Genomic DNA, 21,722 nt, shown 5'->3' on the forward strand with positions numbered 1-21,722 from the left:
CGGCGCGCAAGGGGCGGGCAAGGGACGGGCAAGGGACGGGCGGTCGACGGGAATCGCCGCCGTCAGCCGCGGCGGGCGGAGGCGATGATTCTGGTCGCCTCGGTCCGGCGCACCGGCTCGAAGCCCGCGCGCTGATACAGCGGCAGCGCGCGCGGATCGTCGAGCGAGCAGGTGTTGACGGTCATCTTCTCGACGCCCTCGCGATCCCAGCCCATGCGCACCGCCTCGCCCAGCAGCCACTTGCCAAGGCCGCGGCCATGCAGCTGCTCGGCCAGGCCGAAATAGGCCAGCTCGCAGCGGCCCGCCTCGCGCCAGTCCAGAACGAAGAATCCCCCCGGCCAGCCGTCATGCAGCATGGCGAACAGGGCCACGTCGTCGTCATGCAGCCAGGCGCGCAGCGCCTCGGCCGAGTCGGCGTGCCGGTCGGTCCAGTGATAGGCCGCGCCGACCATGTCGTAGAGATAGAGGAAATACGCGACCGGCGGGCGCACCGCCCGCATCAGCGACACCGGCGCGTTCATGGGCAGCGGCGCCGGCGGCGCCGAGGGGCGGCGCGTCATCTCGAGCCAGGTCACCACATAGGAGACTTCGTCGCCGGGCGTGGGGCTCATCCGCGTTCCACCTTCAGGTCGGGATAGGCGCCCCACTCGGCCCAGGAGCCGTCGTAAAGCGCATGGTCGCGGTGGCCGATCAGCTCGAGCGCCAGCGACAGGATCGCCGCCGTCACGCCCGAGCCGCAGCTGGTGATCACCGGCCGCGACAGATCGACCCCGGCCGCCTCGAAGGCCGCGCGCAGCTCGGCCGGCGGCTTCATGCGCCCGTCCTCGGTCAGCAGCTCGCGGTAATGCAGGTTGATCGCGCCCGGGATGTGCCCCGAGCGCAGGCCGGGGCGCGGCTCGGGCTCGTCGCCGCGAAAACGCCCGGGCGAACGCGCGTCCACGATCTGCTCCGAGCCCAGCTTGACCGCCTGCGCCACCTGCGTGACGTCGCGCACCAGCGACGCGTCGCGCCGGGCGGTGAAGTGCCGGTCGCGCGGCGTCGCGGGCAGGTCCTCGACCGGGCGCCCCTCGGCGATCCAGCGCGGCAGGCCGCCGTCCAGCACCGCCACGTCGCGATGGCCGAACAGCCGGAACAGCCACCACGCCCGCGGCGCCGAGAAGATGCCCGCCTGATCGTAGATCACCACCCGGTGCCCGTCGCCCACCCCCAGCTTGCGCACGCGCGAGACGAACTTCTCGGGCGGCGGCGCCATGTGCGGCAGGGACGAGCGCGTGTCGGCGATCTCGTCGATGTCGAAGAACTGGGCGCCGGGGATGTGCGCGGCCGCGAATTCGGCGCGCGCGTCGCGGCCGCTGTCGGGCATGTGCCACGAGGCGTCCAGCACCTTGACGTCCGGCGCCGACAGATGCTCGGCCAGCCATTCGGTCGAGACGAGAAGCCTCGGATCGCTCTGGTATGAATCGCCATGCGCCACGCGCGGCCCTCCGGGTTGCGTTCCTTGCGTCTGCGGAAAGGCTTAGAGAAGCGCGGCGGCCAGATCAAGCGCCCGGGCGCGGGCGATCGGGCGCTGAAGCCGTGGTGCCGCAGGAGGGACTCGAACCCCCGACCCCATCATTACGAATGACGTGCTCTACCAGCTGAGCTACTGCGGCGTCCGACGCGCTCTATAGAGAGCGCGCCGGGGGATTGCAAGGGCTCACGCGCCGGCCGCGGGGCGCGCGCCGTCCTCGGCCTTCGCGCGGCCGTTCTCGCCCGCCTCGGCGTCGGGCGCGTCGGCCAGCTCGGCGTCCTGCGCATCCTCGCCGCGGCGCGAGGGCGGCGTCGGCGCGGCCTCGAGCGCGCCGACGATCAGCGGCAGCATCGCGCTTTCGGCGGCGGTCGATTCGCCCGCCCCCTCGGGCTGCTTCCACGCCAGGCTGTCGACCGCGCGGCAACGCTCGCACAAGGGGCGCCATTCGTCATGCACATGGCCGCAGGCCTCGCAGGTCCAGCGCTCGCCGCGCGGGGCGGACAGGGCCTTGGCCAGCCAGGCGCGCACCACATGCTCGTCGGCGCCCGAGCCCCGCTCGGCCGCCGCCATGATGGCCAGCGCGCGGGTGGTCGGCTCGGTGGTCGGCAGATCGCCCAGCGCGGCGCGCGCGCCGGGAAAGTCCTCGGCCGCCAGGGCCAGCTCGGCCTCGAGCATCCGGCTTTCCTTGTGGTCCGGGTTCTCGGCGATCAGGGCGCGGAAACGGCGGCGGCGGGCGACCGGGTCCTCGTCCGGCTCGAGCGCGGCGTAGGCGCGGGCGATGTCGGGATGCGGCGCCAGCTTCCAGGCCTTGCGCAGGATCTTCTCGGCGCGGCGCTTGCGCCCCTCGGCCATCAGGCGCTCGGCCGCGGCGACGGCGGCGGGCGCCAGGTCGGGCGCGCGGCGGTTGGCCTCGAGCGCCGCGTCGCGCGCGCGCGCCAGGTCGCCCTTCTCGAGCGCCTCGCGCGCCTCGGCCAGCGCCAGCACCGCGTCGCGGCGCGCGCCCACGTCGCGGGGCAGCACGCCGGCGCGCACCTCGGCCGCCAGCATGCGGCGCGCGGCGGCCCAGTCCTCGGCGCGGGTTTCGAGGTCGAACAGCGAGGACATCACCTCGGCGTCGCGCGGGCGCAGCGCGAAGGCGCGGCGGCCCAGAAGCAGGGCGCGCTCGACGTCGCCCTCCTCCATGGCCTGCTTCATCAGCCCCTTGACGCCGATGGCCTGGGTGCGCTCGTCGCGCGCCAGCGCCTTCAGATAGGCCTGCGCGCGCGCCTTGTCCCCGGCCAGCGAGGCGGCCTGCGCGCCGACCAGGTTGGTCAGTTCGGGATGGTCCAGAAGCCGCCCGGCCTTTTCGGCGCGCTCGACCGCGCGGCGCGCGTCGCCCTCGGCCAGGGCGATGAGGCTTTCGGCCATGGCGTTGACCCCGCGCCGCTGGCTCGAGCTGTTGAAGAAGCGGCTGAGCGCGGTCTCGTCGCCGCCGATCAGCCGCGCGATCGCGATCAGCAGCCCCACCAGCTTGAACAGCAGCCAAAGCGCGGCGAAGCCGGCCAGGATCAGCCCCGCGAAGGTGAGCGGATCGAACAGATAGCTGCGCCCGTTCCAGGTCAGCTCGACGCCGCCGGGCGTGTCGAGCAGCATCGAGACGCCCCAGGCCCCGGCCAGAACCAGGGCGACGAAGACGGCGGCGCGCAGAAGAAGCCAGATCATGGTCGCGTTCCTTTCCTGTGCGCAGCGTTCAGCCGCGGGTCAGCGCGGCGCGCCACTGGGCCAGCGCGCTCAGCGCCGCCTGGCGGGCGCGGGCGCGATCGAGCCACGCGCCCATCGCCGCGCGCGCCGCTTCGGGCAGCGCCTCGGCCTCGGCCAGCGCGTCGTCCAGCCGCCCTTCGCTCAGCGCCGCGTTCATGCGCCCCAGCGCCGCGTCGGGCGAATCGCCCTCGACCGCGCCGGTGGGCAGGCCCGTCAGCCGCGCCTTCAGGCGCGCCGCCAGCCGTCCCTGCACGGTCGGCTCGGCCTCGGCCATGATCGCCGCCTCGAGCGCGGCGCGCGCGGCGGCGGGGAATGCCTCCTGCAACGCCAGAAGCGTCGGCGCCCCCCTGGCCGCGACCAGCGCCAGCGCCTCGGGGGCGGCGACGCCCGAGGCGGCCTCGACTTCGTCCAGCGTCGCGGCGAAAGGCGCGCCGGTGTCGAGCGCGGCGCCGATGGCCTCGAGCCCGGCGCGAATGCGCGCCTGCGCCGCGGCCTTCGCGGCCTCTTCGCGCGCGGCCGCGGCCTCGGCGTCGGCCAGGGCGACGCGCGCGCGCATCTTCTCGAGCGCATCGTTCAGACGCCGCTCGACCCCGGCCTCGACCGCGTCCACCCGGCCCGTCAGCGCCTCGACCCGCCGCGCCAGCTGGGCGAACTCGCCGCGCAGGGCGTCCACCTCGGCCTTGAAGGCGGTCACGCGCATGGCCGATTCCTCGCTCAGCCCGCCATTGGCCTGCCCCAGATCGGCCAGCCCGCCGGACAGCGCGCCAAGGCGCCCCTCGAGCCCGGCCAGCTTGGTCTCGAGCCCGGCGACGCGCGCGTTCACCCCGGCCGGGTCCAGCGCGTCAAGCTGCGCGGCCAGCGCCTCGAGGCGGGTTCTCAGCTCGGCCAGCTCGGCCGGATCCGCTCCCTGCGCGCGCGGCGCGGCCGACAGGCGCGACAGCTCGGCCTCGACCGCCTCGATGCGCGCCATCGCCTGCTCGAGCGCGGCGCCGACGCGCTGGTCCATCTGCGCGCCGATGCGTTCCTCGAGCGCGGCCAGATCCTCGGGCGTCACCGCCGCGGCCGGGGCCAGCAGGCGCGCCACGGGCGCGGGCAGATGCGGCGCGGCCTTGGGCGCAAGCCACAGCGCCAGCCCCGCGCCGGCCAGCAGCAGGATGAGGCCGGTCAGCAGCACCCCGGCCACCGAGCGCCCGCCCTCTTCGTGTTCGTCATGCGCCTCGTCCTCGAGCGCACCGTCCTCGTCATGCGGATCGTCGAGCGGATCGCCATGCAGATCAGGCGCCTCGGAGGGGCGCCCATCCGCGCGCCCGGCCTCGGCCGAGAAGCGGCCCGCGCCGGGCGCGTCGGCCCTGTCCGTCGCGCCGGCGCGCGGGGCGTCGGCCCCGTCCTCGTCCCGCGCGGAGGCGGTTTTGCCCGCCTCGTCGGCCGCCTCGCCCTTGCGCGGCGCGGCGTCCTCGCCCTCGTTCGACGCGGCGCCCGCCGGTGGCGCGTCCGGCTGCGCGCCGTCCTCGGCCGGCGCGGCGTCGGCCGCGGCCGCCGCCTTGCCCGGGGTTCCCTCGCCCTGCGCCTTGTCGGAGCGCGGCGCGGCCTGCCCGGGGGTCTTTTCGTCTTCCGAGTCGCCGTTCCTGCCCGTCATTCGCCCGCCTCTGATCCTGAGTTTCCTGCCCGCGCGATAGTGCCGCCGCGCCTTGCGCCTGTCGATCCGCAACGGCCGCGGCCGATTGCTGCGGCCGCGTGCGCCGCTCACAAGGGCTTAGCGCGAAGCGCGGATGCGGTCCAGCAGCCTTGCCGCCGCGTCGCGCATCGCCGCCCCGTCGGGACGGGCTGCGATCTCGACCAGGCCCGGCGCCAGCGGCGCCAACGGCGCGGCCGCGGCGGGGCTGATCGCCGCCGCCCCCGCCAGCCGCGCAGCGCCCCCCTGCCGCGCAGCGCCCGCCAGCCGCGCAGCGCCCGCCTGCCCCGCCGCCAGCTGCGCCAGAAGGGCCGCGCCGCGCGGCGAATAGACCGCCGCCGACGCCCCGCCCTCGGCCAGCGCGCGCAGGGCCGGCTCGGGCAAGGCCTCGCAGGCCTGCATGCGATAGACCACGGCCTCGATCACCTCGACCCCCGCGGCGCGCAGGCTGCGGGCGGGCTCGGCGCGCGCCTCGGCGCCGCGCAGATGCAGCACCGGCCCGCGCTCGCCCGCCGCCAGCATCCGCGCCGCCAGCGCCGCGCCGTCGCCGCCGCCCTCGCGCACGTCGCGAAACCCCGCCGCGCGCGCCGCCGCCGCCGTGGCCGGCCCCACGCACCAGACCGGCAGCGCCAGCGCGCCGGCGCAAGGCCGCACGGCCCGCAGCGCCTTGGCCGAGGTCAGCGCCAGCGCGCGGGCCGAGGCCCAGTCGGGCGCCTCGGCCGTCGGGACGAATCGCGAGACCGGGCAGGGAATCGCCCGCCACCCCAGCGCCGACAACGCCTCGGCGTCGCGCTCGGCCTCGGGGCGGGCGCGCACGACCAGAAGCGGCGGCGCGCGCATGCTCAGCCCCAGTCGAAAAAGCCGGGCCCTGCGCGCCCGCGCAGCTCGGCCGCGGCGTCGGCGCCCATGGCGGCCCCGTCCGAGGCCGGCCCCTCGCGCTCGGTCGCAAGGCGCTCCGAGCCATCGGGGCGCAGGATCTCGGCGCGCAGGCGAAGGCGGTCGCCGTCAAGCTCGGCAAGGGCGCCGATGGGCGTGCGGCACGAGCCGTCGAGCCCCGCCATCAGCGCGCGCTCGGCCGCAAGGCGCAGCCCGGTCGGGGCGTGGTCGATCGCCGCCAGGAGGGCGCGCACCTCGTCGTCGGCGGCGCGCTGCTCGATCCCGATCGCGCCCTGCGCGACCGCCGGCAGCATCACCTCGGGCGCGATCGGATGCGCGGCCAGATCCGCCATCCCCAGGCGCCGCAGCCCGGCCACGGCCAGGAAGGTCGCCTCGGCCACGCCCTCGGCCAGCTTGCGCAGGCGCGTCTGCACGTTGCCGCGGAACTCGACCACCTCGAGATCCGGGCGGAAGTGGCGCAGCTGCGCGCGCCGCCGCAGGCTCGAGGTCCCGACCCGCGCGCCCGGCGGCAGCGCCGCGATGCCCGCATGGCGCGACGAGATGAAGGCGTCGCGCACGTCCTCGCGCTCGAGATAACAGGCGATGACGAGGCCCTCGGGCTGCTGCGCGGGCATGTCCTTCATCGAGTGCACCGCGATGTCGATGCGCCCGTCCAGCAGGGCCTCCTCGATCTCCTTGGTGAACAGGCCCTTGCCGCCGATCTCGGACAAGGGGCGGTCCAGCACGCGGTCGCCGGTGGTCTTGATGACGACGATCTCGAAGGCGGATTCGGGCAGGCCATGGGCGCGCATCAGCCGCGCGCGCGTCTCGTGCGCCTGCGCCAGCGCAAGCGGCGAGCCGCGGGTGCCGATGCGCAGCGGCGCGTGGGCGCCGAAACGGCTCGAGGAACGGGCGGCGGGGCGCGGCGCGCGGGCTTCGGATTGCATCGTCATGCGCGCGGTGTTACCTGCCGCGCAAGCCGCGCGCAACGCCCGCGCGCCGTCCGGGGCCCGCGCGAGGGCCCCGCGGGGCGCGGCGGCGCGCATGCGAGCGGAGGTGCGACTGACCCGCCATCTGACCATTCTGGGCCTTGAGTCGAGCTGCGACGACACCGCCGCGGCGGTGGTGCGCGCGCGCATCGAGAACGGCGCGCCCGTCGGGCCGGGGCGGATCCTGTCCTCGGTCGTGGTGGGGCAGAACGCGCTGCATGCGGCCTTCGGCGGCGTCGTGCCCGAGATCGCCGCCCGCGCCCATGCCGAGCGGCTGGACCTGTGCGTCGAGCGCGCGCTGGCCGAGGCCGGCCTGGCGCTGCGCGACATGGACGCGGTGGCGGCGACCGCCGGACCGGGGCTGATCGGCGGGGTGCTGTCGGGCGTGATGTGCGCCAAGGGGCTGGCCATGGGCGCGGGACTGCCGCTTGTGGGGGTCAACCACCTCGAGGGGCACGCCCTGACGCCGCGCCTGTCCGATGGGCTGCCCTATCCCTATCTGATGCTGCTGGCCTCGGGCGGGCACTGCCAGCTGCTGGCGGTGCGCGGGCCGGGCGCCTACGAGCGGCTGGGCGGCACCATCGACGACGCCCCCGGCGAGGCCTTCGACAAGGCGGCCAAGCTGCTGGGGCTGGGCTATCCGGGCGGCCCCGAGATCGAACGCGAGGCGGCGGCGGGCGATCCCTCGCGCTTCGCGCTGCCGCGCCCGCTGCTGGACCGCCCGGGCTGCGACATGAGCTTCTCGGGGCTCAAGACCGCGCTGCGGCGCGCGCGCGACCTGCTGGTCGAGCGGCAGGGCGGGCTGACCGCCGCCGACCGCGCCGATCTGTGCGCCGCCTTCCAGGCCGCCTGCGCCGAGGTCCTGGCCGAAAAGACCCGCCGCGCCCTGGCGCAGGAGCGCGCGCGCGCGGGCGCCGCGCCGGCGCTGGCGGTGGCCGGCGGCGTGGCGGCGAACCGGACGCTGCGCGCCGCGCTCGAGCAGGCCGCGCGCGACGAGGGCGGCGCCTTTTTCGCGCCCCCGCCGGCGCTGTGCACCGACAACGCCGCCATGATCGCCTGGGCGGGGGCCGAGCGCTTCGCCCGCGGCGCGCGCGACGGGCTGGACCTGGCGGCGCGGCCGCGCTGGCCGCTCGACCGTTCGGCCGCGCCGATGCTCGGCTCGGGCAAGCGCGGGGCCAAGGCCTGAGCGCCTTGCGGCGCGCGCCGGCGGCGGGCATATCTGCATCGGATCGCGCCCGATCCCGAACCCGGAACCCAGAACCCGACGGAGCGCCCATGCCCCATATCCTGATCTGCAAGGACAAGCCCGGACATCTCGAGGTCCGCAAGGCCAATCGCGACGCCCATCTGGCCTATGCCGAGCAATCGGGCCTGGTGATCTTCGGCGGCCCGATGACGGACGAGGGCGGCGCCATGATCGGCTCGGTCCTTGTGCTCGACACCGAGGATCGCGCCCGCGCCGAGGACTTCGCCGCCGGCGATCCCTATGCGCGCGCCGGCCTGTTCGAGAGCGTCGAGATCCGCGGCTTCCGCAAGGTGTTCGGCTGATGGCGCGCTGGCTGTTCAAATCCGAGCCCAACACCTGGTCCTGGGAGGATCAGGTCGCGCGCGGCGACGCGGGCGAGCCCTGGGACGGCGTGCGCAACTACCAGGCCCGCAACAACATGCGGGCCATGAAGAAGGGCGACAAGGGCTTCTTCTATCACTCGGTGAACGAGAAGCGCATCATGGGCGTGGTCGAGGTGATCGAAGAGGCCCGCCAGGACCCCACCACCGACGATCCGCGCTGGGAGTGCGTGACCATCCGCGCCCTCGCGCCCCTGCCCCGGCCGGTCACGCTCGAGGAATGCAAGAACGATCCGCGGCTGAAGGACATGGTGCTGGTGCGCAACTCGCGCCTGTCGGTCCAGCCCGTGAGCGAAGAGGAATGGCGCGTGATCTGCGAGCTGGGCGGCCTGACCGGCCCGGCGGCGGACTGACGCCGCCCGCGCGCGCGCCGCAGGGGGGCTTGCGCGTGCGGGCCTTCTCAGGCGCCGGCGCCGCGCCCTGCGGCGCACGCGCGGCCCGGCATCGGGCGCGGCGGCTGCAAGAGCCAAGGCGCGCGTCATCGGCCCTGCATGGCGGCGCATCGGGCCTCGGCGCCCCGCCCCGCGGCGCACGCAACCCGGCATCCGCAAAAACCCGGTCGCGCGTCGTCGGCCGCACCGACGCCCCCGCCGAGGCTGTGCCGAGAGCCCGCTGCGAAGGCGCGCAGCCGCCCCCCCCCCCGGAACGCAACGCCAAACGCGGCGCGACGAGGACGGGCGCGACCGGCAAGGCCGGCCGCGGCCGACGCATCCCGCCATCGCCCTCGCCCGTTGCCCCGAATGGCGGCCGCGACCTGCGCGGCGCGGCCCTGCGCGGCTCAGGCGAGCGCCTTGTCCGCGCCCGGTTCGGCCTCCGGCGCCGTCGCGCGGCGGTATAGATGCCAGGTCGCATGGCCCAGCACCGGCACCGCCACGACAAGCCCCGCGAACAGGGGCAGCATCCCCAGCGCCAGGGCGCCCGCCACGATCGCCCCCCAGGCCAGCGCCGGACCGGGGTTGAGCAGCGTGAAGCGCACCGAGGCCACCACCGCCGCCGGCAAGCCGACGTCGCGGTCGAGCAGCATGGGAAACGAGATCACGCTCGCCGCCAGCACCGTCGCGGCCAGAAGGCCGCCGACCGCCGCGCTGGCCGCGATCAGCGCCCAGCCCTCGGGCGTCGTCAGCGCAAGGCGCGCCAGATCGGCCAGCGAGGCCGGCGCATGGGCGCCGAGCGTCGCCGCATACAGCGCCGCCGCGATCGCCATCCAGGCCACGAAGACCGCGCCAAGCATCAGCGTCAGCGCGAAGACCGGCCCGAAGGCGGGCGAGCCGATCACGCGAAAGGCGTCGATCCAGCTGGGAGACTCGCCGCGCTCGCGCCGGCGGCTGAGCTCGTAGAGCCCGATCGCCGCCGCCGGCCCGATCAGCGCAAAGCCGGCGGCGGCCGGAAACAGCAGCGGCAGAAGGCGCGCATCCGCGGCCGCCATCCAGGCCGCCAGGCCGACAAGCGGATAGATCACGCACAACAGCAACGCATGCGTGCGGCAGGCCAGGAAATCATCCCAGCCCGCGCGCAGCGCGGCGCGGATGTCCTCCATCCCGATCCGACGCAGGGCCGGCGGCGCCTCGCGCCCATCCGCCGCCCCGCCCAGGCGCGCGCCCGCCTCGGACAAGCCGCCCAGCGCGCGTTCCAGCGCCTCGGCGCTCCAGACCAGGGGGTTTCGTATGGTGTTCGCCATGACGGACTCCTTTCGAGCCTCGCCCGCCGCCGCGGCGCCTTCGCGCACGGCTGGCGGGCTATTGTTGACGTAACGTCACCATAGCACGATGCGCCGCCGCGCGCCTTCACATCTGCGCGCCGCCACGACATGCGCGGCCCAGGGCTCGGTGATCTGGATCAAGGCCGGCAAGGGGCGGCGCCGGCACGATGCGCGCCGAACGCCGCAACGGATTGGACGCCCATGCCCGCTTTCGCCCTCGCCCTTGGCTATCTTGCCACGCTGCTCGGACCGCTGGCGCTGGCGGCCTGGCGCGGACCCGCCCCGCGCAGCCCCGCCGACGAGCTGGCCTCGGGCGCCGGGATGATGGCCCTTTCCATCATCCTGGTCGAATTCGCCCTGTCAGGACGCTTCGCCGTCATATCGCGCCGAACGGGGCTGGATGCGACGATGCGCATGCATCAGCTTTTCGCGCGCACGGCGCTGGCCCTGGCGCTCGTGCACCCGTTCCTCTATCGCGCGCCGGCCGCGCCGCCCCCGCCCTGGGACCCCACGCGCCAGGGCGTGATCGCGCATGAGCCCTGGGCGCTGGCCGGGGGCATCGCCGCCTGGCTGATCCTGCCCGCGCTGAGCCTGTCGGCCATCGGGCGCGACGCGCTGGGCTGGCGGCACGAAACCTGGCGGCTGACCCATGGCGCGCTGGCGCTGGCGGCGCTGGGCGGCGCGCTGCACCATGCGCTGAGTGCCGGGCGCTACGCGGCCGAGCCGACGCTGGCGGCGGTCTGGATCGCGGGATCGGCGCTTGCGGCGCTGTCGCTGCTGTGGGCGCGGATCGGGCGGCCGCTGGCGCTGGCGCGTCGCCCCTGGCGCATCGCCGCGCTGGCGCCCGCCGCCGAGGGCGTGTGGCGGCTGCGGCTCGAGCCCGACGGCTGGCGCGGGTTTCGCTACACGGCGGGGCAGTTCGCCTGGCTCAAGCTGGCATGCGGGCCGTTCTCGATCCGCGAGCATCCGTTCTCGATCGCCTCGGCGCCGGCTTCGGGCGACGGGCTGGAATTTCTCATCAAGGAGCTGGGCGACTTCACCTCGCGCATCGGGGCGCTCGAGGTCGGCGCGCGCGCCTGGGTGGACGGCCCCCATGGCGCGCTGACCATCGAGGGCCGGCCTGCCCCGCGCGTGGCGCTGATCGCCGGGGGCGTGGGCATCGCGCCGCTTCTGGGCATCGCGCGCCAGATGGCGCTGACGAACGACCCGCGCCCGCTGACGCTGGTCTACGGCAACCGCCGCGCCGAGCAGATCGTCCATGCCGACGAGCTCGAGGCCCTGGCCGCGCGCCCGCGCACGCGCGTCGCGCTGGCCCTGGCCGAGCCGCCGCCGGGTTGGCGCGGTCATCGCGGCGTCATCGACCCCGGCCTGATCCGCGCGCTGTTCGGCGCGCCCGAGCATCGCGACACGCTGTTTCTGCTGTGCGGACCGCCCGCGATGATGGAATCGGTCGAGGGCGCGCTCATCGCCCTTGGCGTGCCCGCCCGACGCATCCTGTTCGAAAGGTTCCGCCATGACTGACCCGCGCGACCGTCTGCCCCAGCGCGCCCGCCTGCTGCTGGCCTTTCACGCCTTCAATCTGGCCGCGGCGCTGGCGCTGATCGCCTTCGCGCTGCGCTGACGCGGCGCGCCCGGCCGGATCGCTCCGGCCGGGCGCTGCGGCAAGATGGCGTCGCAGGATGCCTGCGGAAGATGCCTGCGGGGCGCGCTCAGAAGACCTCGAACAGGCCCGCCGCGCCCTGACCGCCGCCGATGCACATGGTGACGACCACATACTTCACGCCGCGGCGCTTGCCCTCGATCAGCGCGTGGCCGACCATGCGCGCGCCCGACATGCCGTAGGGGTGGCCGATCGAGATCGAGCCGCCGTCGACGTTCAGGATCTCGTCGGGGATGCCGAGGCGGTCGCGGCAGTAGAGCACCTGGCTGGCAAAGGCCTCGTTCAGCTCCCACAGGCCGATGTCGTCCATCTTCAGCCCGGCCCGCTCGAGCAGGCGCGGCACGGCGAAGACCGGGCCGATGCCCATCTCGTCGGGCTCGCAGCCGGCGACCTGGAAGCCGCGGAAGGCGCCCAGCGGCTCGAGCCCGCGGCGTTCGGCCTCCTTGGCCTCCATCAGGATGCAGGCCGAGGCGCCGTCGGACAGCTGCGAGGCGTTGCCCGCGGTGATGAAGTTGCCCGGCCCGCGCACCGGCTCGAGCGCGGCCAGCCCCTCGAGCGTGGTGTTGGGGCGGTTGCACTCGTCGCGGTCGAGGACGACCTCCTTGTGCGTGACCTCGCCCGTCTCCTTGTCCTTGACGGCCATGGTGACGGTGATGGGCACGATCTCGTCGGCGTAGCGCCCCTCGCGCTGGGCGGCGGCGGTGCGCATCTGCGACTGGTAGGCGTATTCGTCCTGCGCCTCGCGGCTGATGCCGTAGCGCTGGGCCACGATGTCGGCCGTGTCGATCATGGGCAGGTAGAGATCGTCCTTGTGCTTCTCGAGCCAGGGATCCTTGCGCGCCACCGGGTTGAGATTGGCCTGGGTGATCGAGATGCTCTCGAGCCCGCCCGCGCCCATCACCGGCGAGCCGTTCTGCGTGACGGCGTGCGCCGCCATGGCGATCGCCTGCAGCCCCGACGAGCAGAAGCGGTTCACCGTCACGCCGCAGGCGGTGACCGGAAGGCCGGCGCGCAGGGCGATCTGGCGGGCGATGTTGCCGCCCGTGGCCGCCTCGGGCAGGCCGCAGCCCATGATCACGTCCTCGACCTCGGCCGGATCGATGCCCGCGCGCTTGACCGCGTGCTCGAGCGCATGGCCGCCCATGGTCGCGCCATGCGTCATGTTCAGCGAGCCGCGGAACGCCTTGCCGATGCCCGTGCGGGCGGTGGAGAGGATGACGGCCTCACGCATTGTTCAGATCTCCGAATTTCCGGCCGCTCTCGACCAGTTCAACCAGCAGAGGCGCCGGCTTCCAGAAGCGCGGATCCTCCTTCTCGAATTCGCGGATGTCGGCCAGGATCCTGTCCAGCCCGACATGATCGGCGTAGTGCATCGGCCCGCCCCGCCAGCGCGGATAGCCGTAGCCGAAGATGCTGACCATATCGACGTCCAGCGGCCGCAGGGCGATGCCCTCGCCCACCACCTTGGCGGCCTCGTTGACCGTGGCGGCGACGTAGCGGCGCATGATCTCTTCCTTCGAGAACTCGCGCGGGGTGATGCCCAACTTCTTGCGCTCTTCCTCGATCAGGGGCATGACGCCGGGGTTGGGCGGGCCCGAGCGCGGGTTCTGCGAGTAGTCGTAGAAGCCCATGCCCGCCTTCTGCCCGATCCAGCCCTTCTCGTACATGCGGTCGAGAAAGCCCGCCGCGTAGCGGTCGGCCGGATCGCGCGTGGCGTCGCGGTCGCGGCGCGACAGGTAGCCGATGTCCAGCCCCGCCAGGTCGCCCATCTGGAACGGCCCCATGGGGTAGCCGAACTCGCGCACCGCCTCGTCGATGACGTAGGGGCTGGCGCCGTCCTCGACCATCATGTTGGCGGCCTTCATGTAGCTGCCGAGGATGCGGTTGCCGATGAAGCCGTCGCACACGCCGCAGCGCACGCCCACCTTCTTCATCTTCTTGGCCAGCAGGAAGCCCGTGGCCACCGCGTCGGGCGCGGATTTCTCGCCCACGATCACCTCGAGCAGGCGCATGATGTGCGCCGGCGAGAAGAAGTGCAGCCCGATCACGTCCTGCGGGCGGCGGGTGCAGGCGGCGATCTCGTCGATGTTCAGATACGAGGTGTTCGAGGCCAGCACCGCCCCCTCGGGGACCACGGCGTCGAGCTTGGCGAAGACCTCCTTCTTCACCGCCATGGTCTCGAACACCGCCTCGATGACCAGGTCCACGTCAGAAAGCGCGCCGTAGTCGTCCGTGGCCTGGAAGTTGGCGGCCAAAAGCGCGTCGAGCTGCTCCTGCGTCATGCGGCCCTTCTTGACCGACGAGGCGAAGTTGCGGCGCACGTTCTGCTCGCCGCGCGCGGCGGCCTCGGCGTCGCGCTCGACCATCACCACCTTGAGCCCGGCCTGAAGCGCCGCCGCGGCGATGCCCGCGCCCATGGTGCCGCCGCCGATGATGCCGATCTTCTCGAGCTTGCGCGGCGTGGCGCTGGCCTCGGGCACCTTGGCCACGGCCCGCTCGGCGAAGAAGGCGTGCACCAGCGCGGCGCGCTGGGGATCGTCATGCAGCTTCTGGAACAGCTCGCGCTCGCGCTTGAGGCCCTCGGGCAGCGGCAGGTTCGAGGCCTCGACCGCGTCCACGCACACCACCGGCGAAAGCTGGCCGCGCGACTTCTTCTTCATCTCGGCGCGCCAGGCGTCGAAAAGGGCCGGATCGTGGCCCGCGGCGGTCATGTCGCCGGTGCGGCGCACGCCCTTGCCCTCGGCCAGCAGCTTGCGCGCGAAGGCGACGCCCGCGGCGCGCGGGTCGCCCGAATCGTCGATCGCGTCGATGATGCCCTTCTCCAGCGCCTCGGCGGCGGGCACATGGCGGCCCGAGGTGATCATGTCCAGCGCGGCCTCGACCCCGGCCACGCGCGGCAGGCGCTGCGTGCCGCCGGCGCCGGGCAGTATGCCCAGATGCACCTCGGGCAGGCCGACGCGGGTGTCCGGCTGCGCCACGCGCCAATGGGCGCCCAGCGCCACCTCGAGCCCGCCGCCCAGCGGCGTGCCGTGCAGGCTGGCGACCACCGGCTTCGAGCAGGCCTCGATCTCGTTGACCAGCTCGGGCAGCCAGGGCTCCTGCGGGGGCTTGCCGAATTCCGAGATGTCGGCGCCGGCCATGAAGGTGCGCCCCTCGCCTACGATGACCGCGGCCTTGGCCTCGGGGTCCGACTCGAACTTGCGCAGCGCGTCCTGCATGCCCTTGCGCACGGCGTGGCTCAGGGCGTTGACTGGCGGATTGTTGACGGCGATGACGGCGATGTCGCCGTCGCGCGTGTATGTCACCACGTCGGACATGTTCCTCTCCTGACTTCGGACGGCCCGCACGTTTTGCTGTGCGGCACAACGTTTCGCAATGTCGGAGCCGGAGTTTAGACACGCAGACCGCCAGCGCAACCCCCCGCCGCGACGCGGCGCGATTTTCCGCGCCGCCGGGGCGGAGCCGCGCCCGGCGCCCGGCACCCGGCGTCATGGCCCATGGTCCCAAGCGCGTCCCGGGCGCGGGCGGTTGGCGCGCCGAGGCCGGATCTTCGCGGCGACGCAAGGGCGCGCGGGGCGACCGGCCGCGCAAGGCGCCCGGGCGCAAGGTCTTCGGCGCCGCCGGATGGCGACCTGCCGATGGACATGCACGCCCCCCGCGCGCACGCGGTCTCGCGGCGGCGCGTCAAGGACTTCGCCCGCGACCCGCAGAGCGCCGCGTTGCCGGCGCCCCGCGCGCACGCAATGAAGGAAATGGCGACGAAGGAACGCCGCGGCCGTTCGGGGGCGCCATGTCGGGTCGGCGGCGCGGCGCGAACGCGGAATGGCGGAGGGTCCCCCAACCCTCCGCCTCCCCACGTTCAGCCGCGATCGCGGCTGCGCTCCCACCCGTTCGGACGCCTCGAGCGGCGCTGGCGAATGGTCTTCCGTTCTGGAGAGTCTCTTCCGGTCCTCGCGCCGGCCATGGGCCGGGCTTGCCGCGGAGGGCGGGCGCATCCTGCGCCGGCCCGTGGGGGCGGGGCCAAGCCTGCCGCCCCCTCTACATGGATGTTTCTACGGGATGATTCTTAACAAAGCATGGCCGCCCGCCGGCCGCTCGGAAAAAACCGCCGGCGGGCCGAAGCGTCAGTAGCGGTAGTGTTCGGGCTTGAAGGGCCCCTCGGGCCTGACGCCGATATAGGCCGCCTGCTCGGGCGTCAGCGACGTCAGCTTCACGCCCAGCTTGCCCAGATGCAGCCGCGCCACCTTCTCGTCCAGATGCTTGGGCAGGACATAGACCTTGTTCTCGTAGGCGTCGCCATTGGTCCACAGCTCGATCTGCGCCAGCACCTGGTTGGTGAAGCTGGCCGACATCACGAAGCTGGGATGGCCCGTCGCGTTGCCCAGGTTCAGGAGCCGCCCCTCGGACAGAAGGATGATGCGCGCGCCCGAGGGCATCTCGATCATGTCCACCTGCGGCTTGATGTTGGTCCACTTGCAGTTGCGCAGCGCCGAGACCTGGATCTCGTTGTCGAAGTGGCCGATGTTGCCGACGATGGCCATGTCCTTCATCCTGCGCATGTGCTCGATGCGGATCACGTCCTTGTTGCCGGTGGCGGTGATGAAGATGTCGGCCGTCTCGACCACGTCCTCGAGCGTGACCACCTCGAACCCGTCCATCGCCGCCTGCAGCGCGCAGATCGGATCGACCTCGGTCACCTTGACCCGCGCCCCCGCGCCCGCCAGCGAGGCGGCCGAGCCCTTGCCCACGTCGCCATAGCCGCACACGACCGCGACCTTGCCCGCCAGCATCACGTCCGTGGCGCGGCGGATGCCGTCGACCAGCGACTCGCGGCAGCCATACTTGTTGTCGAATTTCGACTTGGTGACCGAGTCGTTCACGTTGATGGCCGGGAAGGGCAGCCGCCCCTGCTCCATCAGCTGGTAGAGCCGGTGCACGCCGGTGGTGGTCTCTTCGGACACGCCGCGGATCATGTCGCGCTGGCGCGCGAACCAGCCCGGCGAGCGCGCCATGCGCTTGCGGATCTGGGCGAACAGCGCCTCTTCCTCCTCCGACTGCGGCGCGGCGATCAGCTCGGTCTCGCCCTCTTCGACGCGCGCGCCCAGCAGGATGTACATCGTCGCGTCGCCGCCGTCGTCCAGGATCAGGTTCGCGCCGCCCTCGGGGAAATCGAAGATGCGGTCGGCGTAGTCCCAGTATTCCTCCAGCGTCTCGCCCTTGACGGCGAAGACCGGGATGCCCCGCGCCGCGATGGCCGCGGCCGCGTGATCCTGCGTCGAGAAGATGTTGCACGAGGCCCAGCGCACCTCGGCGCCCAGCGCCGTCAGCGTCTCGATCAGCACCGCGGTCTGCACCGTCATGTGCAGCGACCCGGCGATCCGCGCGCCCTTGAGCGGCTGCGCCGCGCCGTATTCCTCGCGCAAGGCCATCAGCCCCGGCATCTCGGTTTCGGCGATGTCGAGCTCCTTGCGGCCGTAATCGGCCAGCGAGATGTCCTTGACGACGTAATCGGTCATGTTCCCGTCTCCTTCGCGCGCCCGGCCTGCGGGCGCATTCCCGCGTGGTGTTATCAGCGCCGGGCGGCCGCGGCAATGCGGGGGCCGGGCGCGCGCTCGACAAGGCGGCGGCGCTGGACTAGACCTCGGCGCGCAGGCTGGATCGGGAACCGGAGGCGACATGGCCGCCGCGCGCGCATGGCAAAGGATGCTTTCGGGGCGCAGGCTGGACCTGCTCGACCCCGCGCCGCTCGACATCGAGATCGAGGACATCGCCCACGGCCTGGCCTTCGTGGCGCGCTGGAACGGGCAGACCCGCGGCGAGTGGGCGTTCTCGGTCGCGCAGCATTCGCTGGTGGTCGAAGAGATCTTCGGACGCATGGCCGAGGCGCCGGCGCGCTGGCGCCTGGCGGCGCTCTTGCACGACGCGCCCGAATACGTGATCGGCGACATGATCTCGCCCTTCAAGGCGGCGCTGGGGCTTGACTACAAGGACTTCGAGCGCCGCCTGGCGGCCGCGGTGCACATCCGCTTCGGCCTGCCGGCCGAGCTGCCGCGAACCGTCAAGGCCCGCATCAAGCGCGCCGACCGCGCCTGCGCCTGGCTCGAGGCGACGCAGCTGGCAGGCTTTTCCGAGGCCGAGGCGACGCGCCTGTTCGGCAAGCCGCGCTTCGGCGGCTGGGACGGGATCCGCCTGACGCCCCTGCCGCCGGCCGAGGCGCGGGGGCGGTTCCTGGCGCGCTTCGCGCAGCTGACCGGGGCGGACTGAGCGGTGGCGTCCGCGCGCCCCATCGCCGTCGATCTGAGCGCCGTCATCGTCGCGCTCGACGAAAGCGAGCGCGACGCGCAGCCGCTGGCGCTGGTGACCGATCAGGGGCGGCTGCCCAGCGTCGGCTACGATCCGGGGCGCGGCCGCACCCTGGCGCTGGCGCTGCGCGACAGCGTGCGCCGCACCACGGGTCTGTCGCTGGGCTATATCGAGCAGCTCTACACCTTCGGCGACAGCGCCCGCGCCCCCGAGGACGACCCCGGCGCGCCGCATGTGGTCTCGATCGGCTATCTGGCGCTGACCCGCCGCGGCCCCGAGCCGCCGCCCGGCCACCAATGGGTCCCCTGGCGCCAGTTCTTTCCCTGGGAGGACCGCCGCGGCCCGGCCCCGGCGCTGGACGAAATCGAATCGCGGCTGCGCGTCTGGACCGAAGGCCGCGGCGCGGCCGAGCGCGAGCGCGCGCGGATGCTGTTCGGGCTGGACGGCGCGCCCTGGCGCGACGAGCTGACGCTCGAACGTTACGAGCTGCTCTACGCCGCCGAGCTGGTCGAAGAGGCCTGGCGCGACCGCGGCGCGGCGCCGCCGCCCGATCTGCCGCGCCTTGGGCTGGCGGGCTGGCGCGACAACCGGCGCATCCTGGCCACGGGCGTCAGCCGCCTGCGCGGCAAGCTCAAATACCGCCCCGTCCTGTTCGAGCTGATGCCCGACGAGTTCACCCTGTTCGAGCTGCAGCGCGCCGCCGAGGCTGTGTCGGGCGTGCCGCTGCACAAGCAGAACTTCCGCCGCATGGTCGAGAAATCGGGGCTGCTCGAGCCCACCGGGCGCACCTCGTCGCGGCTCGGCGGACGGCCGGCGGCGCTGTTCCGCTTCGTCTCGGACGGGCGCTGGGAACGCGGCCTGGTCCCCGTGCGTTTCGGCGGCGCCCGGCGCGGCTGAGCGCGGGTCGCGGGCCGGCTGCGGCGCAGGCCCGCCGCCCCGGGCGGCGCGGGCGATCCGGCCCGGCGCGGGCGCAGAACCGGCCCCGGCCTCGCGGGCGGCATGCGAAAGCGGGCGGGACCTAGCGGGCGGACAAGGGGCGCAAGCGCCGGCCGGGCGTGGCTTGGCGCATGCCCGCGCAAGGCGCCCGAAGCGGCGCCGCGGTCAGGCGTCGGGGCCGCGCTCCTTGGCCGCCTTGCGCGCGCGCTGGAAGGCGTCCGAGAAGGCCGCCGCCAGAATGCCGGCGGGCACCGAGATCAGCGCGATCGAGCTGAGCATGGTGAACCCCGCGATCGCCTTGCCCAGCCCCGTCGCCGGCACCGCGTCGCCGTAGCCGACCGTGGTCAGCGTCGCCACCGCCCACCACATGGCGCGGGGAATCGAGCCGAAAACCTCGGGCTGGACCGCGCGCTCGGCCAAATATAGCCCCACCGCCGAACCCATGATCAGGATCAGCCCCAGCACGCCCGCCAGCGCCAGCTCGATGCCGCGCTCGCGGATCGCCCAGACCAGTTCGCGCGTGGCCATGCCCACCGCCGATTCCCGCGTCAGGGCGAAGATGCGCAGGATGCGCGCCAGACGCAGCATCACCGCCCAGCTCACGTCATGGCCGATCAGCGCCTCGGACCACACCGCCGCCAGCGCCGCCAGGTCGATCAGAGCATGCCAGCGCAGCGCATAGCGCAGCCAGCCCCAGCGCCCGGAAAAATCGGGCGCCAGCGGCTTGACCCACAGCCGCGCGACGTATTCGACCGTGAAGACGGCGGCCAGCGTCAGGCCGATCGCCGACAGCGTCGGGCGCAGATGGGCCAGCGTCGGTTCCGTGCCGAGCGCCGCGCAGGCGACCGAGACCAGCACCAGCGCCAGGATCACGCGGTTGAGCGGCGACACCCCCTCGCCGCGCCAAGCGTCGAGATCCAGCTGGCGATAGAGCCGCTCGCGAAGGCGCTCCACGGCTCAGAGTTCCCGCGCGCGCGCGCGCAGCTCGAACTTCTGGATCTTGCCGGTCGAGGTCTTGGGCAGCGGGCCGAACACCACCTTGCGCGGCGCCTTGAAATGGGCCAGATGCGCGCGGCAATGGGCGATCAGCTCGGCCTCGTCGGTCTGGGCGCCCTCGCGCAGCTCGACGAAGGCGCAGGGGGTTTCGCCCCATTTCTCGTCGGGCTTGGCCACCACCGCGCAGAAGGCCACGGCCGGATGCCGGTAAAGCGCCTCTTCGACCTCGATCGAGGAGATGTTCTCGCCGCCCGAGATGATGATGTCCTTCGAGCGGTCCTTGAGCTGGATGTAGCCGTCCGGGTGCCGCACCGCCAGATCGCCCGACCAGAACCAGCCGCCGCGAAAGGCCTTGGCCGTGGCCTCGGGGTTCTTGAAGTAGCCCTTCATCACCACGTTGCCGCGGAAGCAGACCTCGCCCATCGTCTGACCGTCGGCGGGAACGGGTTTCATGGTTTCGGGGTCGAGCACCTCGAGCGCCTCGAGCGCGGCGTAGCGCACCCCCTGCCGGGCCTTGAGCCGCGCCTGCTCGGCCGGCGGCAGGGCGTCCCATTCGGGCTTCCACTCGTTGATGACGGCGGGGCCGTAGACCTCGGTCAGCCCGTAGACATGCGTGACGCGAAAGCCCGCCGCCGCCATCGCCGCCAGCACCGCCTCGGGGGGCGGGGCGGCGGCGGTCCAGAACTCGACGGGATGGGGCAGCGGGCGCTTCTCGCTCTCATCGGCGTTCAGAAGCGTCGACATCACGATGGGCGCGCCGCACATGTGCGTGACCCCGTGGCGGGCGATGGCGTCGTAGATCGCGCCCGCGCGCACCTGCCGCAGGCACACATGCGTGCCCGCCTTGGCCGCGATCGACCACGGAAAGCACCAGCCGTTGCAGTGGAACATGGGCAGCGTCCACAGATAGACCGGGCGGTCGCGCATGCCCGCATGCAGAACGTTGCCCGTGGCCAGCAGCATGGCGCCGCGGTGATGATAGACCACGCCCTTGGGATCGCCCGTGGTGCCCGAGGTGTAGTTGAGGCTGATGGCGTCCCACTCGTCCTGCGGGCCGGGGGCGGCGAAGTCGGGATCGCCCGCGGCGAGGAAGGCCTCGTAATCCTCGCCCTCGGCCTCGGCCGGCGCCATGGGATCGCGCCAGACGATGACGCGCGGGCGAACGCGCGCCAGCGCCAGCGCCTCGTTGGCCAGCCCGGCCAGCTCGGCGTCCACCAGCAGCACCCTGGTCTCGGCATGGTCGAGGATGAACGCCACCCCCGCCGGATCGAGGCGCGTGTTGATGGCGTTGAGCACCGCCCCCAGCATGGGCACGCCGAAATGGGCCTCGAGCATGGGCGGCGTGTTGAGCAGCAGCGCCGAAACCACGTCGCCCCGCCCCACCCCGGCGGCCGCCAGCGCCGAGGCCAGCCGGCGCGAGCGCGCCGCGAACTGCGCCCAGGTGAAGCGCATGTCGCCGTGGATCACCGCCTCGCGGTCGGGAAAGACCTGCGCCGCGCGGTCCAGAAGGCTCAGCGGCGTCAGCGGCTGGTGGTTGGCGGCGCATTTGTCCAGGTCGCGCTGGAAGGCGTCGTTCATGGTCGGGGTCTCCGCGTCATGGCGCATCGGGGCGTGCGGCGCATATTCGCCGCCTTGCGCGGCCATGCGCAAGGGGCCGCGCGCCCTCGCCAGGCGGGCCGCGTTCGGCTAGGGTCCGCCCCGGCCGGCCGCTTCCC

At 73.6% G+C, this 21,722-nt stretch carries 18 protein-coding genes and 1 tRNA gene; 6 read left to right on the forward strand and 13 right to left on the reverse strand.

Annotated elements, in window-relative coordinates:
• Window positions 1–62 precede the first annotated feature (62 nt).
• The 7 genes from BMW67_RS10765 to hemC form a co-directional block, all read right to left on the reverse strand.
• Entirely contained in the window at window positions 63–611 is a 549-nt protein-coding gene (locus BMW67_RS10765) for a GNAT family N-acetyltransferase (protein WP_072747518.1), read from the reverse strand.
• Window positions 608–1,474: a 3-mercaptopyruvate sulfurtransferase gene (gene sseA / locus BMW67_RS10770; protein ID WP_072747517.1), complete on the reverse strand. Its 867-nt coding sequence runs from the start codon at window positions 1,472–1,474 to the stop codon at window positions 608–610. The genes BMW67_RS10765 and sseA overlap by 4 nt, the downstream gene beginning before the upstream one ends.
• Window positions 1,475–1,576: 102 nt before the next feature.
• Window positions 1,577–1,652: transfer RNA gene (locus BMW67_RS10775), tRNA-Thr, on the reverse strand.
• A gap of 44 nt (window positions 1,653–1,696) precedes the next feature.
• Window positions 1,697–3,211: a heme biosynthesis protein HemY gene (locus BMW67_RS10780; RefSeq protein ID WP_072747516.1), complete on the reverse strand. Its 1,515-nt coding sequence runs from the start codon at window positions 3,209–3,211 to the stop codon at window positions 1,697–1,699.
• Window positions 3,212–3,239: 28 nt separating this feature from the next.
• Window positions 3,240–4,886 carry a hypothetical protein gene (locus BMW67_RS10785; protein WP_072747515.1) on the reverse strand — a complete coding sequence of 549 codons (1,647 nt, stop codon included), beginning with the start codon at window positions 4,884–4,886 and terminating at the stop codon, window positions 3,240–3,242.
• Window positions 4,887–5,003: 117 nt separating this feature from the next.
• Complete coding sequence (locus BMW67_RS10790) at window positions 5,004–5,762, reverse strand: uroporphyrinogen-III synthase (protein WP_083581321.1); 759 nt, start codon at window positions 5,760–5,762, stop codon at window positions 5,004–5,006.
• A gap of 2 nt (window positions 5,763–5,764) precedes the next feature.
• The gene (hemC, locus tag BMW67_RS10795; protein ID WP_083581370.1) at window positions 5,765–6,745 is read right to left on the reverse strand and encodes a hydroxymethylbilane synthase; all 981 of its coding nucleotides are present in this window, start codon (window positions 6,743–6,745) and stop codon (window positions 5,765–5,767) included.
• A 115-nt stretch (window positions 6,746–6,860) separates the two neighbouring features.
• Here hemC and tsaD point away from each other — a divergent pair, with 115 nt between their 5' ends.
• The 3 genes from tsaD to BMW67_RS10810 all read left to right on the forward strand — a co-directional run bounded on the left by tsaD (window position 6,861) and on the right by BMW67_RS10810 (window position 8,766).
• Entirely contained in the window at window positions 6,861–7,973 is a 1,113-nt protein-coding gene (tsaD, locus tag BMW67_RS10800; RefSeq protein WP_072747621.1) for a tRNA (adenosine(37)-N6)-threonylcarbamoyltransferase complex transferase subunit TsaD, read from the forward strand.
• An 89-nt stretch (window positions 7,974–8,062) separates the two neighbouring features.
• Window positions 8,063–8,335, forward strand: coding sequence for a YciI family protein (locus BMW67_RS10805; RefSeq protein ID WP_072747513.1), 273 nt, complete (start codon window positions 8,063–8,065; stop codon window positions 8,333–8,335).
• Complete coding sequence (locus tag BMW67_RS10810) at window positions 8,335–8,766, forward strand: EVE domain-containing protein (RefSeq protein WP_072747512.1); 432 nt, start codon at window positions 8,335–8,337, stop codon at window positions 8,764–8,766. The genes BMW67_RS10805 and BMW67_RS10810 overlap by 1 nt, the downstream gene beginning before the upstream one ends.
• A gap of 425 nt (window positions 8,767–9,191) precedes the next feature.
• On the opposite strand, the gene BMW67_RS10815 is transcribed toward BMW67_RS10810, so the two are convergent.
• The gene (locus tag BMW67_RS10815) at window positions 9,192–10,091 is read right to left on the reverse strand and encodes a DUF2189 domain-containing protein (RefSeq protein WP_072747511.1); all 900 of its coding nucleotides are present in this window, start codon (window positions 10,089–10,091) and stop codon (window positions 9,192–9,194) included.
• A 222-nt stretch (window positions 10,092–10,313) separates the two neighbouring features.
• On the opposite strand from BMW67_RS10815, the gene BMW67_RS10820 reads away from it, so the two are divergent.
• Window positions 10,314–11,633, forward strand: a complete 1,320-nt coding sequence (locus tag BMW67_RS10820) for a ferredoxin reductase family protein (RefSeq protein ID WP_072747510.1) — start codon at window positions 10,314–10,316, stop codon at window positions 11,631–11,633.
• Between the two features lie 188 nt (window positions 11,634–11,821).
• Here the strand turns inward: BMW67_RS10820 and BMW67_RS10825 are convergent, their stop codons facing one another.
• The 3 genes from BMW67_RS10825 to ahcY all read right to left on the reverse strand — a co-directional run bounded on the left by BMW67_RS10825 (window position 11,822) and on the right by ahcY (window position 17,288).
• The gene (locus BMW67_RS10825) at window positions 11,822–13,003 is read right to left on the reverse strand and encodes an acetyl-CoA C-acyltransferase (RefSeq protein WP_072747509.1); all 1,182 of its coding nucleotides are present in this window, start codon (window positions 13,001–13,003) and stop codon (window positions 11,822–11,824) included.
• On the reverse strand, window positions 12,996–15,089 hold the full coding sequence (locus BMW67_RS10830) for a 3-hydroxyacyl-CoA dehydrogenase NAD-binding domain-containing protein (RefSeq protein ID WP_072747508.1): 2,094 nt from the start codon (window positions 15,087–15,089) through the stop codon (window positions 12,996–12,998). The genes BMW67_RS10825 and BMW67_RS10830 overlap by 8 nt, the downstream gene beginning before the upstream one ends.
• Window positions 15,090–15,896: 807 nt before the next feature.
• Window positions 15,897–17,288 (reverse strand): adenosylhomocysteinase, encoded by a 1,392-nt coding sequence (gene ahcY / locus BMW67_RS10835; protein WP_072747507.1) that lies wholly within the window; start codon window positions 17,286–17,288, stop codon window positions 15,897–15,899.
• A gap of 160 nt (window positions 17,289–17,448) precedes the next feature.
• Here ahcY and BMW67_RS10840 point away from each other — a divergent pair, with 160 nt between their 5' ends.
• Window positions 17,449–18,036 carry an HD domain-containing protein gene (locus BMW67_RS10840; RefSeq protein WP_072747506.1) on the forward strand — a complete coding sequence of 196 codons (588 nt, stop codon included), beginning with the start codon at window positions 17,449–17,451 and terminating at the stop codon, window positions 18,034–18,036.
• A gap of 3 nt (window positions 18,037–18,039) precedes the next feature.
• Window positions 18,040–18,972 (forward strand): NUDIX hydrolase, encoded by a 933-nt coding sequence (locus BMW67_RS10845; RefSeq protein WP_083581316.1) that lies wholly within the window; start codon window positions 18,040–18,042, stop codon window positions 18,970–18,972.
• Window positions 18,973–19,176: 204 nt separating this feature from the next.
• Here the strand turns inward: BMW67_RS10845 and BMW67_RS10850 are convergent, their stop codons facing one another.
• Window positions 19,177–19,965 carry an ion transporter gene (locus BMW67_RS10850; protein WP_072747505.1) on the reverse strand — a complete coding sequence of 263 codons (789 nt, stop codon included), beginning with the start codon at window positions 19,963–19,965 and terminating at the stop codon, window positions 19,177–19,179.
• Window positions 19,966–19,968: 3 nt separating this feature from the next.
• Window positions 19,969–21,585, reverse strand: a complete 1,617-nt coding sequence (locus tag BMW67_RS10855) for an acyl-CoA synthetase (protein ID WP_072747619.1) — start codon at window positions 21,583–21,585, stop codon at window positions 19,969–19,971.
• Between the last annotated feature and the right edge of the window lie 137 nt (window positions 21,586–21,722).

This window comes from Oceanicella actignis (genome assembly GCF_900111545.1).
GTDB lineage: Bacteria > Pseudomonadota > Alphaproteobacteria > Rhodobacterales > Rhodobacteraceae > Oceanicella > Oceanicella actignis.